The sequence below is a fragment of the Ruegeria sp. AP7 genome, assembly GCF_056539905.1.
The window spans coordinates 26,845-42,915 of sequence record NZ_JBQFVT010000010.1; the positions used below are offsets into that span (position 1 = coordinate 26,845).

The following is a 16,071-nucleotide window of genomic DNA, read 5'->3' on the forward strand; positions in this document are numbered from 1 at the left end:
TCCTCAGGATGATCTTGTCGTGTATGGATCGAAGCGGTCAGTGCGATATCTCAAGCACCTTTGCCCGGCGTCTCGCGATATCAGAGCGCCGGGGATATAATTCGAATAATGATGGCCAGACGGTCAAACATGGCCGCGCTTATAGGACGCCCGCCCTCAATGGTCCAGAGGTTCCGCATCCTGAGGCGAATGGCGCAGCTTAGCCCAGCGATTGAGCCATGCCAGCCCTGCCAGAGCGAGCCCTAACGCAAGCAGAGAAAAGACGCGGATCAGCCCCCCCAATCCAGCGATATCGATCAGAAATACCTTCGCCACCGCCAACCCGATAACAGCCAAGCCAGCCTTGCGCATCAAATCAGAGTGGCGGGCCAGTGATTGATAAAACAACGCCGCTCCGACCACCAACAACGTGATTGTATAAGTATAAAGCTCGGGCTGAGTGACGCCGTTGCCTTCATACATACCGCCCGCGCCCTGCCAGACATGCCGGATCGCTAATCCCAGCCAAACAGTTGCCAGAACTGTGGCTGCTCCATAGCTGATCTGTTTCAGCAGAACGGGCTGCGTAACGACACGCCAGGCCGAGAAACCAATTGCCAGCGCGGGCAACAAATAGGCAACGGCGAGCGTGTTCAAAACCAGTGGGCCTAGTACCGGATCCGCAAACGGGTTGAGCAGCGGGTTGGCTTCTGACAACGCCTGACCCAGGCGATACACACCATGCGCACCGAAGAAAGCAGCCAAGGCGTAGCGCAGATAGTTTAACTTACCGCCCAGCTTGAACCGTTGCACCTGTGCGAAAGCCAGCAGCAGCCAGATGACCGCAAGCAATCCCAGCCCCCAGTGGCTGTTGGTGGCACCGCCCTCGCCGAAACTTTCCAGCCAGCGCAGCAACAGCAGCGATAGCAGTATCCCCGCTGTCGCCCAGGCCGCGCTTTCAAGGAGCAATGAAGCAATCGGGCGGTCTAGGGGCTTCAGTAACGTCCAGCCCACAATGAACCCGACAACCGCAGCCGAATAGACCAACGTCATTTCGAGCAATGGAGCGCTTTCGGCCCAAACAAGCCCTGGGTCCAACACCAGTCGGACTGTGACGGTGAATACGCCTGCCCAGATGAACCAGCTCATCGGAGGCAGTTCAAATCGTCTGTCCAACGCGGCGGCCACAACGATCATGGCGACAAGCGCCACGGTTAAAGCAGCCGAACTGAGCACAATAATGCAGGCAAAGCTGAGACAAGAAAGCGCGGACAGAGTCGCCAAGGCTGGGCGCATCCGGTTTTCACCATCGACCCGCGCGAACCGTTCGGCCAGAACTACCATCATCGCGCCCAAAGCGATGGCATGTAGCGCCCATGGGTAGGCTCCCAATACCTCAGCAGGGTGCCATCCGACCTCAAGCGCGATCGCCAGGGCCGGTGCGAATATCGCCGCCCCTCCGGCCCAGACCACGCTATAGCGCCCGGCCCGAAAGGATCGCCAAGCTGCAATCAAAGTGACCAAAGCGCCTAAGGCCACCAATTGCGTGACGCTCCAAGGATAATCTGCCTCGGCTGTTTCCGCATAAGTATCCACAAAGCGAAGCCATACTGCGCCTCCATCCAACCCGTGCACCAAGACAAACCAGATTAGTCCCAGTGCTGGGAATGCGGTCACATCCTGTAATGCCCGTGCATCCTTTGCCCAGAGCATCAGCGCCAATATCAAACCTGTGAACAGCACGACGCCCAACCAGAATTCACCACCTGAATCTGACCAATGCAGCGACAAAATCACTGAGGAAACGAGTACCGCACCAAAGGCAATCCGAGTTGGAAACTCGGGCCATGGTTCTCCTTTCCGGCGTCGGATAATCTCGGTCACCATCGCACCAGAGTGGTTTGGCCAGATACGCCGTATGGGTATCGCGATCGCAATGATCGCCAGTGCCGTGACGCAGGTTAGATACCCGGGCTCGGTCGACGGCGAAGACAGTACCAGCAGAAACGCGGCGCCATAGGTGCCAATTAGGGTCAACACCGAAATCCACGCCCAACGCCTTACTGTATCAATTCCCAGACCCAATACGGCGATTATGAAAAAGTAACCGTAGAGCCAGTTCGGATCATCCGAGGAACCACCCACGGCAAAGGGGGCGGCAAAAGCTCCGATCAGACCAACAGCCGCCAATAGCGGCCCATGGAACCAACCCAACACGAGCCCGAACAGCGCGATGACAATCAACCCGGCCAACGCCGCCTCGGGCCCGATCAGATCATAAAGCTGGCCTGCCGCCAGAATGCCGCCGAACAGGGTAACCAGACCTGCGCCTGAAAATACCGATGGGAGATAAGCGGTTGAGGCCTCCTCATCATCGCCGAACCGACGGCGGATCACCTCACCCGCGCCGATCAGCAGCAAGCCAAAGACCAGCGCCGCAGCGACCCGCGCGGTGGGGGGTAACAACCCGTTTTCGACCCCATACTGAACCAGAAAGATCCCCGCCAACGCCAGTGAAAGCGCCGATACCGCGTAGAACCAGTTCTCGCGCAACCACGCGCCCAGCGCTGCGATTTTTTCTTCGCGAAATACGATACTGGCTGGAGGATCTTTAATCTCGGGAGCTAGCGGTGTCTCCGTTAGACCTTCGTCGGTGGTGGTTGAAGCTTTTGCCGCTGCCCAAGGCGCAGGCTTAGCTTGCACGGTTGTGGGTTCTGATCGGGACGTTTTGGGTGCCTCAGCAGTGCTTTCTGGCATTTGCCCTGCAAGTTGCTGCTCAAGCTGTTCTACCCGTTTGCGCAACCGCGACTGGCCAACCAGCAATACGATGATCGAAACAGGAATCGCCAAAACGATCAGGCCAATGAGAACAAGTAATGATTCCAACCGAAACCTCCGAGGTAGGATACATCAAACGTATCGCGGTGATCGGCAGGTTTATAGTAAGGAAATCCACATGATTACCGTATGTTGCTTTGCAAGCCTGCCTAAAACAGCGCCAAGTCGGGGCGCGCCAGCATCAACCAGACGATTGTCAGCACAGCAACAAAGGCTGGAATGCCGCAGGCGAACCAAAGGCGGAACAATCGGAAATATGCAACCGGCAAAGCAGTCCCATCGTGATTGGCCAGTCTTGCAAAATCCCGCAGCCTGATTTGTATCCAAACCACAGGCAACCAGAACAGGCCGGTCAGAATATAAAGCAGCACAGACGCCACGATCCAATCCTCTGTCAGAGACCAGCCTGAGCGCCATGCCAACAGTGCGCCCGTCACAGGCTGTAGTACGACCGCGGTTGCTGTGAAAATCATGTCGGCCAACACCACGATACCTGCAGTATGGGCGATAATCCTCGCGTCTGCTGTTCGATGCGCCATCAGCATGAAAAAGGCGATGCCCGCGCCTGTTCCCAACAGAACACACGCTCCGATCACATGCAGCCAGCGCAGAAACAGGTCCGGGTCCATCAGCGGCTCTCCAACATGGGTCGAGCAACCAATGACAGCATTAATGCGGGCGCGATCTTGACCAATGGTCCCAGCGGATCTAGCCAAAGCTCTGGTGCCATCAACGTTGCAGCGATCAAATAAAACATGGCGATCGCGGCTTGAGCCAAACAAACGCCGGCCGCCCAAGGGCGCCACAGAATTGCCAGCCCCAGCATTATGTCAATCAATGACCAGAACACTACGCTTGCATTTGCGATGGCGCCTGACCAACCATTCCTCGTAAGGACTTCGGCTGCCTGAGAAAGACCCGTTAGTCCGAACACACCAGATAGAACCCAGAAGAGGCAGAGCACAGCAATAACGACCGGCATCAGCAACGTCATCCGAGCTGTCAGCCTGTGTTCTCTCGCGCAAGCCAGCCCGCCATAAATCTCCTCTAATCCGGCCAGAGAGCGGCCCGTGGCACAGCGATATGGCTCAGAGTCGCCTGTCACCCCTTGCGCCATTACCATCATCGCCGTGCTCCGCAGCGGTGATCGCCACCCAAGGTGGCCAAGCAGATCAGCCACGGCGGCGACTGCATTGGTTACCCGTGGTGGCATTGTGATAGTTAAGTGTGCAGGCGAAAAGCCAAGCCAGTGTCGTGTCACTGACAAAACCCGCGACAGAGGTTGCGGCGTATCTTCCACCAGATCGTAGCTACCTGGCGGCAGATCGTCGCGAATGGCAGACAAGACGGCGGCGCACAGGTCTCGCATCCCGACACATTGCACCGGAGTTTCCGGATAAGCGACCGGCTGTGCGAAAGGCACCGCCGCCAGCATCCGCAACAGCGCGGTGCCGCCATAATCGCTCTGTCCAATCACCAATCCGGGCTTGAAGCACCACAAAGTCGCGCCACTTGCGCGTAGGGCCGCATCCCCGTCCGCCTTGGAGCGCATGAACTCGGTCGTGGCATCGGTGTCGGCCCCTATTGCTGAGACCTGGACGAATGAAACGCCTGCCTCGGCACAAGCCTGTCCCAGCGATGCAATAGCCGTGTAATGCACGGCGCGCAGATCGTCTTGTCCCCCATCCTGCAGAGCCCCAGCGCAATTCACCACAACATCGACACCTGTGAGGAGTGGCCTCCAGTCCCCGGCTGATCTAAAATCTCGCAGGTCGCCCGACACCAGATCAACATCGGGCAAGACACGTCCCGCTGTCTTTCGGCTGCGTATAAGGCCCTTGACCGCGAGACCATCCGCATGCAGCGCCCGAACAACAGCCGCGCCGATAAAACCATAGGCGCCCAGCACCAATACTGTTTTTTCTTCGAACTTCACTGCCACAGGATGACCCACACGTGTTTTTGCCACCCTAGCGGATCAAACCCCTGCGACCAGCTTGATTGAACTGTCTGCGACAACAGCACCGATCAGGGATGGAACAGGGAGCCGACCCAGAATGCGATCCCGGCGGCCAGTCCACCGATCAGAAGTGTTTCGGCCCCGGATCGCCACCAAGGCGCAAGGGACCAGCGGCTTTTCATGGCTCCGATGGCAAAGAATACACCTGCCGTCATCCAGGCTGAAACAGCAAACGCACCTTCAATCGAGAAAAGGAATGGCAGCAATGGAATCATACCCGCGACCAGAAAGGCAAAGAACGTCGCCATTGCGGCTTTCATCGGGTGCGGGTCGACGCTGCCTAACCCGTATTCGCCCTCGATCATCAGGTTAATCCAATTGTCGTGGTTTGAGGTGATCTCATCCGTGGCCTCATCCAACACGCGGCCCGACAGACCTTTTTGCGTAAGGATTTCGCGTACTTCCTTGCGCTCTCCGTCCGGATAGAGCCTGATATGCTGTTCTTCGATGGCGCGGATACGATGGATGTTGTCGATCTCGGCCTTGGTGCCGGAATAGTTGCCCGCCGCCATCGAGAATCCATCTGCCAGCACATTGGCCAACCCGAGTGCTACGATGACAAATGGCGATAGCCCCGCCCCCGCGACACCGGCGACGATGGCGAACGTGGTGACCGATCCATCGATGCCGCCATAGACCACATCACGCAACACACCACGTCCAGGCGGGGCATGGATCCGTTCGATAATCTCTTGCTGGCTGTGGCCGTGATCGGTCATGGCTTGCTCCGACTTTTTTATGACGGATCCATGCTATTGTGGCCTTGCGCCAGATCAACTCTTGGAAAACAGCCCACTAAGTGCGCGTTTGATCATGCCCCGCGTCGAAGGTTTGTGGCGTTTTGAGAAGGGCAGAGGTCGGCACACCTCCATCGCGGCGACGCCAACGCGTGCTGTTAACGCACCATTGACCAAGCCCTCACCGAACCGGCGCGACAGTTTGCTGAGGACTGAGCCGCCCAGGATCGGCTCCAGTAAATCATCCCCTACAGCTACGGCACCGGTCGCAACCAAATGCACAAACACAGCACGGGTCAGGCGCCAACTGCCAAGAAAGCCCGCCCGACCGCCGTAAATCTCGGCGATGCGTCGGATCATGCGCAATGAACTTGCCAACGCCGTTGCGACGTCAGCCAGCGCAAGTGGCACCAGTGCGGTCACGGTAGCGACCTGCCGGGCTGCGGCCTCGACCTCGCGACTGGCAGCAACGTCCAGCGGGGCCAGCAGTTCGTCTTCGGCCAAGCTCAGCAGGGTTGAGGCATCGAATAGCTCGCCCATGCGTTCGTTCAGACGATCGCTGCCCCAGCGGGTTTCATCACGCCCCTTGTAGAATGCAATCAGCCGTGTGGTGACGGCGCGGGCTTGCGTCAAGTCCTCGTCTGCTAACGCAGCATCGGCAACGCGGCGTAACCCGTCCACGCGAGAAAGGCGACTAATCGCGGCCAGTTCACGTAGTGCGATAACCAGCACGACCAGCAAAAGCGCGGCGATCAGGCCCGTGACGATCCACCCCAGAATTGGGGCGCGTTCCAGCAGCGACATGGCAAAATCCCACGCCGCAACTGAGACCACCGCGCCTACGACCGCAAGCGCCAAACCCCAAAACCAGCGCGCCAAGGCCGATGGTTTTCGGGCTGCAAACCGAACCGCTGCCTGCATCGCCTGTCCCTGCGGAGGTGCGATATCAGGTACGGGAGGTGCGGTTGAAACATCGGCTGCCGGGGTGTCGTCTTCCAGATCAATCAGCACGGGGCCCTTAGCCATCGACCTCCTCCTTACGTGTCCAGACATATTTAATATCTGGCAGGTTTTCGTCATTCTCGGAGCCATCACCGCGCGAGACCTCAACAAAGCCGTTGCGTTCATAGAACCGGCAGGCGCGGTGATTAGCTTGAAACGCATATAGATTGAGATTGGGGCGCTGCGTCTTCGCAAGATCAAGCAATTGCTGTCCGATCCCCAGCCCACGCGCCGGTGCCTTCAAATAAAGCGACTGCACTTCTTCCCCGTCCAACGCCAGAAATCCGGCGACCTGGCCTTGCACCTCGGCGACAGTGACCCAGCCCAAATCGATCATGCGACCGCAAAATGCGATGGTTTCAGCTTCGGAATGCAGCTCTGGCATCCAGTCATTTTCCCGTGCAAACCCGTGCAGAATTGCGCCTGTGGTTCCGGCATCGGTAGTGCGTGCTGGGCGGAGGATCGCGTTCACAGCCTGTCTCCAATCAGAAACTGCGCGGCTCGGTCCAATCGAATATGCGGTGGGCCGTCTCCGGGATTCAGGGTCAGATGCGTCGGCGCGAAAGCCATATAGCCATAATCCTCGCCCAACCAACCTTCGGCCCCGTTTCGCGCGGGGCCAAGCAGATGGGCCGGGTCCTCTGGCAAATCGCCAGGATAGAACGCCGCCTGCTTGCCGCTGTCCAGCAGAGTACCGCGCACGCAAGGGAGTTCAACGCCGTTATGGCTGCGCATCTCTTCCGTCGTGGTTCGAAGCGAAGCCAACGATAAGGCCGCCGTCTCAGCGCCCGCAAAGCTGGCGCGATCGCGCGCTTCACGGGTCAGGGCCTCGATGATCGCGGTCAGGCGTGGGTGCTGCAGATGGTGCAGATGGTCCGCTTTGGTGGCCGCAAACAGGATACGCTCGACCCGCTTGCCAAGCAGCAGTTTGTTCAGCCACGCATTGCGACCGGGGCGGAAGGCCGACAGGATATCGGCCATGGCGCGGCGCATATCTTCAACCGCTTGCGGGCCTTTGTGGATCGCGCCCAGCGCATCGACCAGAACGATCTGCCGGTCGATCCGGGCAAAGTGATCGCGGAAGAAGGGTTTGACCACTTGTACCTTGTAAGCCTCGTAGCGCCGTTCCATCTCGCGGTGCAACGTCCTTCGGCGTGATGCTTCAGACACCGGCAAAGGCGCGAAGGTCAGCACAGGAGAGCCTGCGAGATCTCCCGGCAGAAGGAACCGACCGGGGGTGCAGTCGTAGAACCCGGCCTCACGCGCGGCATTTAGATAGTCTGTGAAGCTGCGAGCAAGGTCCTGCGCCTGCGGCTCATCATGTGGCGCGGTGGGGTCGGCCGCTCTGGCCTTGGCCAGAAACGCCTCTGCTTGTGGACGGTTGGATATGTGCTCCAACGTGCCACGCGACCAGTCATCGTAGGATTTGTCCAACAGGGCCAGATCCAGCAGCCATTCACCGGGATAATCCACAATGTCCAGATGCAATGTTCGCGGCCCTTGCAGCCCTGAAAGCAGACCTGCGGGCTGGACTTTGAAGGACAGGCGCAGCTCAGACACCGCCCTTGTGCTTTCCGGCCAGTGCGGCGTAGGCCCCGTGAGCGCTGACAGATGGGATTCGAAATCGAATCGGGGCACGGTATCGTCGGGTTGGGGTTGCAGATAGCTGGCGGTGATCCGCCCCTCTTGCTGCGCCACCAACCCGGTCATACGGCCGCGGTCCAGGAGGTTGGCCACCAGCGATGTGATAAATACAGTTTTACCAGACCGCGCCAATCCCGTGACGCCCAGCCGTATGACCGGCTCAAAGAACGTTTCGGACACGCGGTCGCCGACGGATTCGACGCTGCGTACCAAACTGTCTGCCAATGATGAGATGACCAAGCCGTCGCCCCGCAATTATCGTTTGTGCCAAGATAGGTAGCGGTTACCGCACTTGCCAGAGCTTTCGCCCCCTTGCCCGACCGCCCAAGGCGCGATACCAGCGCCCCATGCCCAGATACGCGCTGCAAGTCGAATACCAAGGGGAACCGTTCGCCGGATGGCAACGGCAGAAAGAACTGCCGTCGGTTCAGGGCGCGATCGAACTAGCGCTTTCGCGGATCGAACCCGGAGACCACACCATCGCAGCCGCCGGTCGTACGGATGCGGGTGTGCACGCGCTGGGGCAAGTGGCGCATTGCGATCTGGTTAAGGACTGGGACCCGTTCCGCCTGTCTGAGGCGTTGAATTATCACCTCAAGCCGCAGCCCGTTGCCATCGTGAAAGCCGCACGGGTGGATGATGACTGGCATGCGCGGTTCGCGGCGCTTGAGCGGCAATATCTGTTCCGCATCCTGATGCGCCGCGCGCCCGCTACCCATGACAAGGGGCAGGTCTGGCAGATCAATCATTCTCTGGACGTCGCGGCGATGCAGGCCGGGGCGGATATGCTGATCGGGCGGCATGACTTCACCACCTTCCGGTCCTCCATCTGTCAGGCCGCCAGCCCGATCAAAACGCTGGATGAGTTGCGGGTGGAACGGGTGCAGGGCTTCTCTGGCCCCGAAATCCACTTCCATGTTCGCGCCCGATCGTTCCTGCACAATCAGGTACGTAGCTTTGTTGGCACGTTGGAGCGTGTGGGAGCTAGGGCATGGACGCCTGAGGACGTTCGCGATGCGCTTGAGGCGGTTGACCGAGCGGCCTGTGGCCCGGTTTGCCCGCCGCAAGGATTGTATCTGGCAAGGGTCGGGTATCCAGAGCCGGTTTTCGGCTAAGTCTACAAAGCCCGCAACAGCAACCCACTAGCAATCACGGCGATGATAAGACCCGCCACCAGTTCGATGGTCGGAGCCAGCACTGATGCAAAGCGCGTGGCCGAGGCTGAGGCAAGCAACCCGCCGCGCAGCCCGAAGGACGTCCATCCGACCAGAGTCGTCACCGTTGCAGTGCCCAGCGCCATAGCGAACGCGCCCGCGATGCCAACCATCGCGATACCCATCTGCCAAGTCAGAATCAGCACAAACAACGCCCCGGTACAGGGTCGTGCAGCGATGCCTGCGATCAAGATCAAGGCCTCGCGCAGGCTGCCCACCTTAGCGACCTCATCGGCAGTCGGGCCGTGGCGGTGGCCGCAGTCAGCGCAGACGTCGTGGTCGTGATGATGGTGATCAGGGTTGTGCGCATGGTGATGGTGGTCGTGCGTATGCGATGTCTGGCTTTTGCGATGCCGTACAAAGCTGCGCAGCGCGCGAAAGATCAACCACAACCCGATTACCGCAATCATGCCATAGCTGATCGGTGCCATGACCTGTTCGGTCGTGCCTACCAACGACTCGCGCGACATCTGGAACACGAGCACACCGGCATAAACCAACACGATTGCCGTGACTGCTTGACCCAGACTCGACAAAACACTGATCGCGGATAGTCGCCAAAACGCGACACGACGGCCCAACCCGTACCCCCCGATTAATACCTTGCCATGACCTGGTCCAATGGCGTGGAAAAAACCATAGGCGAAACAGACGGTCAGTAGCGTCGCGATAGCTTCGGGCTGCTCGGCCCGGGCTGCACGCAAGGCGCGAGCGATCTGGTTCTGGAACTCCCGCTGCTCACCAGCAGCCCATGCCGCCAGATGGTCAAAGCCACCGCTGCCCCAGAACCAAAGGAGCAACCCGCAAGCGATGACGACGGGAACGATCAGGTATTTGGACATGAAAGTCTGATCTCAGTTGCGAATTTCTCACCAACCAGGGGGATGTCATTCTCCTCGAGGTCATAGTCGGCATCGAGTGTCCGTAAAAATGCCTGCATCTGCGCCAGTTCTGCGTCAATGTCTGGATCGCTCCGATCAATCTGACAGATGACAGGACCCGAAACCGTCACAGGCCGGGTCACCTCGTAGGCGGTGTAAAAGCTCTCATCAAAGGCTTTGATCGACAGGTCACTTGCCGGAACGGGCGTGCCTTCTACCGAGCGCAAATGCGTGGTCACGATACGTGCATCTTCAGTCGTCGCTTGTGGCTCTAACGGGCCAGACAGGGGGATCACGGTCTCGCCCATACGAATGACCAAATCGCCATTGTACCCTTCGACCCATTGCGCATCGAAGCCGCTTAGAAATTTTTCTTCCGCTTCGGTCAGCACGCCATCGCCGTCCTGATCCAATCTCATGTCTTCCAGCACCAGCAGCGAATAGAATTCATCATAGGCCCAGGTCACACGCACATGGGTCAGGTTGCCTGCCTCATCGACGACGAACTCCAGTCCCGTGTCGATAAAGACGTGCGGGTGGGCCAAAACCGGGAATGGCAGGCAGCAGGTTAGAAGGGTCGCAATCCAACGCATAGCGCAAAGATAGGGTGCGGGGCAGGCATCGGCAATCCGGTTCCCCAGAGTATCGCAGAATCCAGCCGAGTTATTTGGGCGGAAACAGAACCAGAGTCTGTAGCGCCGTTCCCACAGGTCCCTGCGTGTCAAACAAAACCGACTGCGACATACCAATCCCCGACGGCTGCCAGTGTGAAATCGAATCGGAGGCCAGCCAGTCTGAGGTGGGCTCTCGATGGACTTGTATCGTCAGATCGGTGTTCATGAATCCCATCTCGGTCGTGGGCGCATTCCATGATATGCCATTACCACAATCCGCGAGCGGGCAGAGCGCCTGTATCGGCGAGGGGTCTTCGCCCTCAACCAAGGTGGGCGTGCGCATCCATACGATTTTGGGACCAGCGCCCTGATTGCCGCCGGCTGGATAGCCAATTTCTGAGTGATGGGCAAAACCAGGCAGATCATGCCGCATTTCACCGATTGGAAATGGGCCATCGACGACATCTTCCAATCGCGGTGCGGGCAGGTCGACATTGGAAACAGACCCAAGGTCCCTGCGCACCACATGCATGGTGGTTGCGGTTGCACAAAGCGTATCATCTAGATCATGAACGGTGACGCGTGTGGTCGCCAGCGTTTTTGTGTGGCGCGTGGTCTCCGCCGCGACCCGCAAACCGGCCAAAGGCAGCGGGCGCAGCAAATTGACCGTGAGACGGGTCAACATCTTATCTGGTCCGACCTCGGTCTCGGCCGCTCGCACAATCAGGCCACTGACTGGCCCCGCATGACAGTGATCTGCTGACCAGGGCCCGCGCGCGGGATCATTGCCGACAAACTCACCTTGCGTATTCTGATGAAAATACGCCTGCCCCAACAGATCCGATATCATCGCGGTTGCTTCTGCCTCAGACTTTTTCTTGCGTGTATTTCTTTAATTCGGCGCGCGCGACCTGGCGACGATGCACCGCGTCTGGCCCATCCGCCAGACGCAAGGTGCGTACATGGGTCCACGCGTTGGCCAAAGGTGTATCCTGGCTGATCCCTTGCGCGCCAAACATCTGCACAGCTTCGTCGATCACCTTCAGCGCTATTTTGGGCGCCACGACCTTGATCTGGCTGATCCAAGGGGCCGCCGCCCGCGCATCGCCCTGATCCATGTACCATGCCGCCTTTAGGCAGAGCAGTCGGGCCATTTCGATCTCCATCCGACATTCGGCAATGATGTCGTAATTGGCGCCCAGTTGCGCCAGCTTCTTCCCGAATGCTTGGCGTTGCAGTGACCGCTTGCACATCTGCTCCAATGCAGCTTCGGCCTGACCGATGGCGCGCATGCAATGATGAATGCGACCCGGCCCCAGACGACCCTGCGCGATCTCGAACCCGCGCCCTTCGCCCAGCAGGATGTTCTCGGCTGGAACCCGGACATCTGTGAAACGGATATGCATGTGACCATGAGGTGCATCGTCGTGGCCGTAGACTTCCATCGGCCGCAATACCTCGATGCCAGGAGTGCCTGCTGGCACCACGATCATCGACTGGCGCTGGTGCTTCGGCAGATCATCTCCGCCCGTTTTGACCATCACGATATAGACCTTGCAGCGCGGATCACCTGCCCCGGAAGACCACCATTTCTCACCATTCAGAATGTAGTCAGCACCGTCCCGCACACAGGACATCGAGATATTCGTTGCATCCGACGACGCCACATCCGGTTCGGTCATCAGATAGGCCGACCTGATCTGGCCATCGAGCAACGGCTTCAGCCACTGTTCCTTCATCGCGTCCGAGCCGTAGCGCTCAAAGACCTCCATATTCCCGGTATCAGGTGCTGAGCAGTTAAATACTTCAGCCCCCAAAGGGGTCTTACCCATTTCTTCGGCAAAATAGGCGTACTCAACTGTACTGAGGCCAAAGCCCTTATCACTGTCCGTCAGCCAGAAGTTCCACAGCCCTGCCGCTTTGGCCTTGTCCTTTAGACCTTCGAGGATTTCGGCCTGACGCTCGGTGTATTGCCAGCGATCGCCTTTGTTGATCTCCGCATGATACTCCTGTTCAAGCGGCATGACCTCATCCCGGATCATATCAGCAACACGTTGCAACAAGGCGCGATTTTCATCGCGCAGTCCGAATGTCATGGTCATGTATAGTCCTCTCTACAGCACCGCGCGCACCCGACGCTTGGGTCCAAGGATGGCTCAGCACCTATGACACTGTCCAGTTGGGTGACGGAACGTCATTCAGATAAAACGAAACCATACACTGCATCACAGTGAGGTGCCTGAGGTTGCGGCAGAAATTCTCGATTGGATCGGGCGTAGATACATGAGGTCAGACGCCGACCCAGTGACAGCCTTTAAGGTGCCAGTATCCAGTTACCATCGGCAGTTCTGCAACGGCGTGTTCTGATATCCCGAGCCTGTTCCGCGCCTTCGGGCTGCACAATATGCTGGAGTATTACGCAATTATTCTGAACGCTGTGAACTCGGATCGTCCCTTTTGAGCCTGTATCTTGATTAAGCCAAGCCCTCTCTTGCCCAACCGAGGGCGAACCTGAGGACAACAACGCATTCGAGGTGGCGCTTAGCACTTCGAAATCCGCGGGGCTCAACCCCATTTCCGCGATGATTCGGGAAATCGGTTTGGCCTGAGCGATTCCACTCGAACCCAGTAATAGAACGGTAACGAGCGCTGAATAAAAGAAGGCTTTCATTATGGGGCCTCGCCGATCTGAACAACTTTCACGCTCATAGATATACCTCTGTGCGTGTGTGGCCAAGCCCAACTTGGTCACCTTCAAATTATCCCGAACAAACCTATTGCAAGGCGGGTGCTAGGTCCCTCAGCCCGTTCGCCTCATATTATCCCAAGACGAACCAGAGGCATTTGATGACACATCCAAAATACTATGCACCTACAGGCGGTCACCCGGGGCAAGAGCAGTTATTGACTGACCGCGCCATGTTCACCGACGCCTATGCGGTTATCCCGAAAGGCACGATGCGCGACATCGTCACCAGCTTTCTTCCTTTCTGGGAAGGGACACGCCTGTGGGTTCTTTCGCGGCCTCTGAGTGGGTTTGCAGAGACATTCTCGCAATACATCATGGAGGTTCAGCCCAGTGGCGGCAGTGATACTCCGGAAACAGACCCAAACGCACAAGGTGTGATTTTTGTAGTCGAAGGCTCTGTAACCCTGACGTTGAACCAAGCGGAGCACGTACTTGAGACCGGAGGATATGCTTATATCCCACCCGGAAGTGACTGGGCCCTACACAATCGCGCCGATTCCGTTGCCCGGTTCCATTGGGTTCGCAAAGCCTATCAGGCCGTGCCCGGCCTGCCAGCCCCTGATCCGATCATCACCAACGAATGCGATGTGGCGCCCGTCGAGATGCCCGGCACCAAAGGGCGTTGGTCTACCACGCGTTTTACCGATCCGCATGACCTGCGGCATGATATGCATGTCAACATCGTCAATTTCGAGCCCGGTGGCGTAATCCCATTTGCAGAAACCCATGTGATGGAACACGGCCTGTATGTGCTGGAGGGCAAGGCGGTTTATCGACTCAATCAGGATTGGGTCGAGGTCGAGGCCGGAGATTATATGTGGCTGCGCGCTTTCTGCCCCCAAGCCTGTTATGCGGGTGGTCCGGGTCGGTTCCGATATCTGCTATATAAAGATGTAAATCGGCATATGCCTCTGTCGGTTCCCTCGCGATAGACGACCATAGCGTTAATGTCCGGTATAGGGGTTCACAGAATCGCTGGAATCTGATGAAATTACATAAGTTTTCAGCACTGGAGATTGTTCAATGTTACTGCGCGGTACGATGATTGCACTGGTTGCCACCCTTGGCCTTTCGGCGTTCAACGCCGAGCCGGTCGCAGCCAAGGAAGAAACCAAGTCCGTTTTCGTCATGAGCCGTACCTGGGCGGTGACGCAGGTCTCGGACGCGCCTGTGGTCTATCGGGCCACGCGGGACAACAACAATCTGAACCCCTTTGGCCCCCCGCCACGTCTGCGCACCATTCAGGCGATGGCTGCGATACAGCAGGCGACCGGATGCAAGGCGATCTATTCCAGCATGTATCAGAACATCTCGGGCCAGTTCTTTTCACAGGTCAGCTGCAACTGAAATTGGTACAATACTTTGATTGAGATCGCATGATCTGCCTGCCATAGCTTGCGCATGAAACTTGCGATCAACGGATTCGGCCGTATCGGCCGCACCATCCTGCGACAGGTCCTAGGCCCGTCGCAGCATTCGGATATCGAACTGGTGCTGATCAACGATATCGCACCGCTCGAAACCTGCGCATATCTGTTCAAGTACGACAGCACATTCGGACCTTATCCAGGTTCGGTGGCAGCCGAAGGTGGAGCATTGAACATCGATGGCCGGATTGTTCCAATGTCCCACAGCGCAGATTTGGCAAAGGTCGATCTGTCCGGCGTCGATGTCATGCTCGATTGCACCGGCATCGCGCGCACATCGGATGTTGCCAGCCGGGGATTGACTGCCGGGGCGGGCAAAGTGCTGATTTCCGGCCCCTCACCTGCTGCCGAGGTCACGGTTGTACTGGGTGCAAACGAAGATCAATTGGGCAACGCACGGATCGTGTCGAATGCGTCATGCACCACGAATGGGCTGGCACCGCTCGTCAAACTGATTGATGAAATGGGCGGGCTTGTGTCCGGGCACATGACCACGATCCACTGCTATACAAACAGCCAGCCTATGGTCGATGCGCCACGCGGGGATCTGGCTCGTTCGCGCGCTGGTGCGTTGTCGATGGTGCCCACGACCTCAAGCGCCACACATCTGATCGATGTTGTACTGCCAAATCTTGCCGGTCGCATTTCAGGGGCTGCGGTGCGTGTTCCCACGGCCAGCGTATCTGCTGTCGATCTTGTCGCCACCCTTGAACGGGGCAAGAGCGCGGATCAGTTCGACCAAGCGTTTCGCAACGCGGTCGCAGCTTCTGCCGTACTGGGCTGGACCGATCTGCCCTTGGTATCATCTGATTTGCGCTCCCGTCCTGAATCACTCGTTTTGGCCGGGCCCGAGACGCGTATGATCGGAGAGAACCAAATCAGGGTCTTTGGTTGGTATGACAATGAATGGGGGTTTTCGGCCCGCATGCTGGATGTCGCACGCTTGATGGCCGAAGCGGGGTGACC

The 16,071-nt window shown here is 58.1% G+C and carries 15 protein-coding genes; 4 read left to right on the forward strand and 11 right to left on the reverse strand.

Going from position 1 to position 16,071, the window contains the following annotated elements:
• Positions 1–156 precede the first annotated feature (156 nt).
• The 7 genes from ACR0KN_RS16425 to ACR0KN_RS16455 all read right to left on the reverse strand — a co-directional run bounded on the left by ACR0KN_RS16425 (position 157) and on the right by ACR0KN_RS16455 (position 8,460).
• Complete coding sequence (locus ACR0KN_RS16425) at positions 157–2,865, reverse strand: DUF2339 domain-containing protein (RefSeq protein WP_480655044.1); 2,709 nt, start codon at positions 2,863–2,865, stop codon at positions 157–159.
• Positions 2,866–2,966: 101 nt separating this feature from the next.
• Positions 2,967–3,446, reverse strand: a complete 480-nt coding sequence (locus ACR0KN_RS16430; protein WP_480655046.1) for a DUF2269 family protein — start codon at positions 3,444–3,446, stop codon at positions 2,967–2,969.
• The gene (locus ACR0KN_RS16435) at positions 3,446–4,786 is read right to left on the reverse strand and encodes an SDR family oxidoreductase (RefSeq protein ID WP_480655048.1); all 1,341 of its coding nucleotides are present in this window, start codon (positions 4,784–4,786) and stop codon (positions 3,446–3,448) included. Before ACR0KN_RS16435 ends, ACR0KN_RS16430 begins: the two co-directional genes overlap by 1 nt.
• A 59-nt stretch (positions 4,787–4,845) precedes the next feature.
• A complete protein-coding gene (locus ACR0KN_RS16440) occupies positions 4,846–5,556 on the reverse strand; it encodes a VIT1/CCC1 transporter family protein (RefSeq protein WP_480655050.1) in 711 nt (236 codons plus the stop codon).
• A gap of 54 nt (positions 5,557–5,610) precedes the next feature.
• Entirely contained in the window at positions 5,611–6,600 is a 990-nt protein-coding gene (locus ACR0KN_RS16445) for a YcjF family protein (protein ID WP_480655052.1), read from the reverse strand.
• Complete coding sequence (locus ACR0KN_RS16450) at positions 6,593–7,048, reverse strand: N-acetyltransferase family protein (RefSeq protein ID WP_480655054.1); 456 nt, start codon at positions 7,046–7,048, stop codon at positions 6,593–6,595. Before ACR0KN_RS16450 ends, ACR0KN_RS16445 begins: the two co-directional genes overlap by 8 nt.
• Positions 7,045–8,460: a YcjX family GTP-binding protein gene (locus ACR0KN_RS16455; RefSeq protein ID WP_480655056.1), complete on the reverse strand. Its 1,416-nt coding sequence runs from the start codon at positions 8,458–8,460 to the stop codon at positions 7,045–7,047. The genes ACR0KN_RS16450 and ACR0KN_RS16455 overlap by 4 nt, the downstream gene beginning before the upstream one ends.
• Positions 8,461–8,567: 107 nt before the next feature.
• On the opposite strand from ACR0KN_RS16455, the gene truA reads away from it, so the two are divergent.
• A complete protein-coding gene (gene truA / locus ACR0KN_RS16460) occupies positions 8,568–9,335 on the forward strand; it encodes a tRNA pseudouridine(38-40) synthase TruA (protein WP_480655058.1) in 768 nt (255 codons plus the stop codon).
• Between the two features lie 2 nt (positions 9,336–9,337).
• Here the strand turns inward: truA and ACR0KN_RS16465 are convergent, their stop codons facing one another.
• The 4 genes from ACR0KN_RS16465 to ACR0KN_RS16480 all read right to left on the reverse strand — a co-directional run bounded on the left by ACR0KN_RS16465 (position 9,338) and on the right by ACR0KN_RS16480 (position 13,031).
• Positions 9,338–10,276, reverse strand: coding sequence for a nickel/cobalt transporter (locus tag ACR0KN_RS16465; protein ID WP_480655060.1), 939 nt, complete (start codon positions 10,274–10,276; stop codon positions 9,338–9,340).
• A complete protein-coding gene (locus ACR0KN_RS16470; RefSeq protein ID WP_260023077.1) occupies positions 10,261–10,908 on the reverse strand; it encodes a DUF1007 family protein in 648 nt (215 codons plus the stop codon). Before ACR0KN_RS16470 ends, ACR0KN_RS16465 begins: the two co-directional genes overlap by 16 nt.
• A gap of 70 nt (positions 10,909–10,978) precedes the next feature.
• Complete coding sequence (locus ACR0KN_RS16475; RefSeq protein WP_480655062.1) at positions 10,979–11,779, reverse strand: thioesterase family protein; 801 nt, start codon at positions 11,777–11,779, stop codon at positions 10,979–10,981.
• A 16-nt stretch (positions 11,780–11,795) separates the two neighbouring features.
• Positions 11,796–13,031, reverse strand: a complete 1,236-nt coding sequence (locus tag ACR0KN_RS16480) for an acyl-CoA dehydrogenase family protein (protein ID WP_480655064.1) — start codon at positions 13,029–13,031, stop codon at positions 11,796–11,798.
• Between the two features lie 745 nt (positions 13,032–13,776).
• On the opposite strand from ACR0KN_RS16480, the gene ACR0KN_RS16485 reads away from it, so the two are divergent.
• The 3 genes from ACR0KN_RS16485 (at position 13,777) to ACR0KN_RS16495 (ending at position 16,069) form a co-directional block, all read left to right on the forward strand.
• The gene (locus tag ACR0KN_RS16485; RefSeq protein WP_480655066.1) at positions 13,777–14,610 is read left to right on the forward strand and encodes a bifunctional allantoicase/(S)-ureidoglycine aminohydrolase; all 834 of its coding nucleotides are present in this window, start codon (positions 13,777–13,779) and stop codon (positions 14,608–14,610) included.
• Between the two features lie 91 nt (positions 14,611–14,701).
• The gene (locus ACR0KN_RS16490; RefSeq protein ID WP_010438086.1) at positions 14,702–15,025 is read left to right on the forward strand and encodes a hypothetical protein; all 324 of its coding nucleotides are present in this window, start codon (positions 14,702–14,704) and stop codon (positions 15,023–15,025) included.
• 54 nt (positions 15,026–15,079) lie between these two features.
• Positions 15,080–16,069, forward strand: a complete 990-nt coding sequence (locus ACR0KN_RS16495) for a type I glyceraldehyde-3-phosphate dehydrogenase (protein WP_480655068.1) — start codon at positions 15,080–15,082, stop codon at positions 16,067–16,069.
• Positions 16,070–16,071 lie beyond the last annotated feature (2 nt).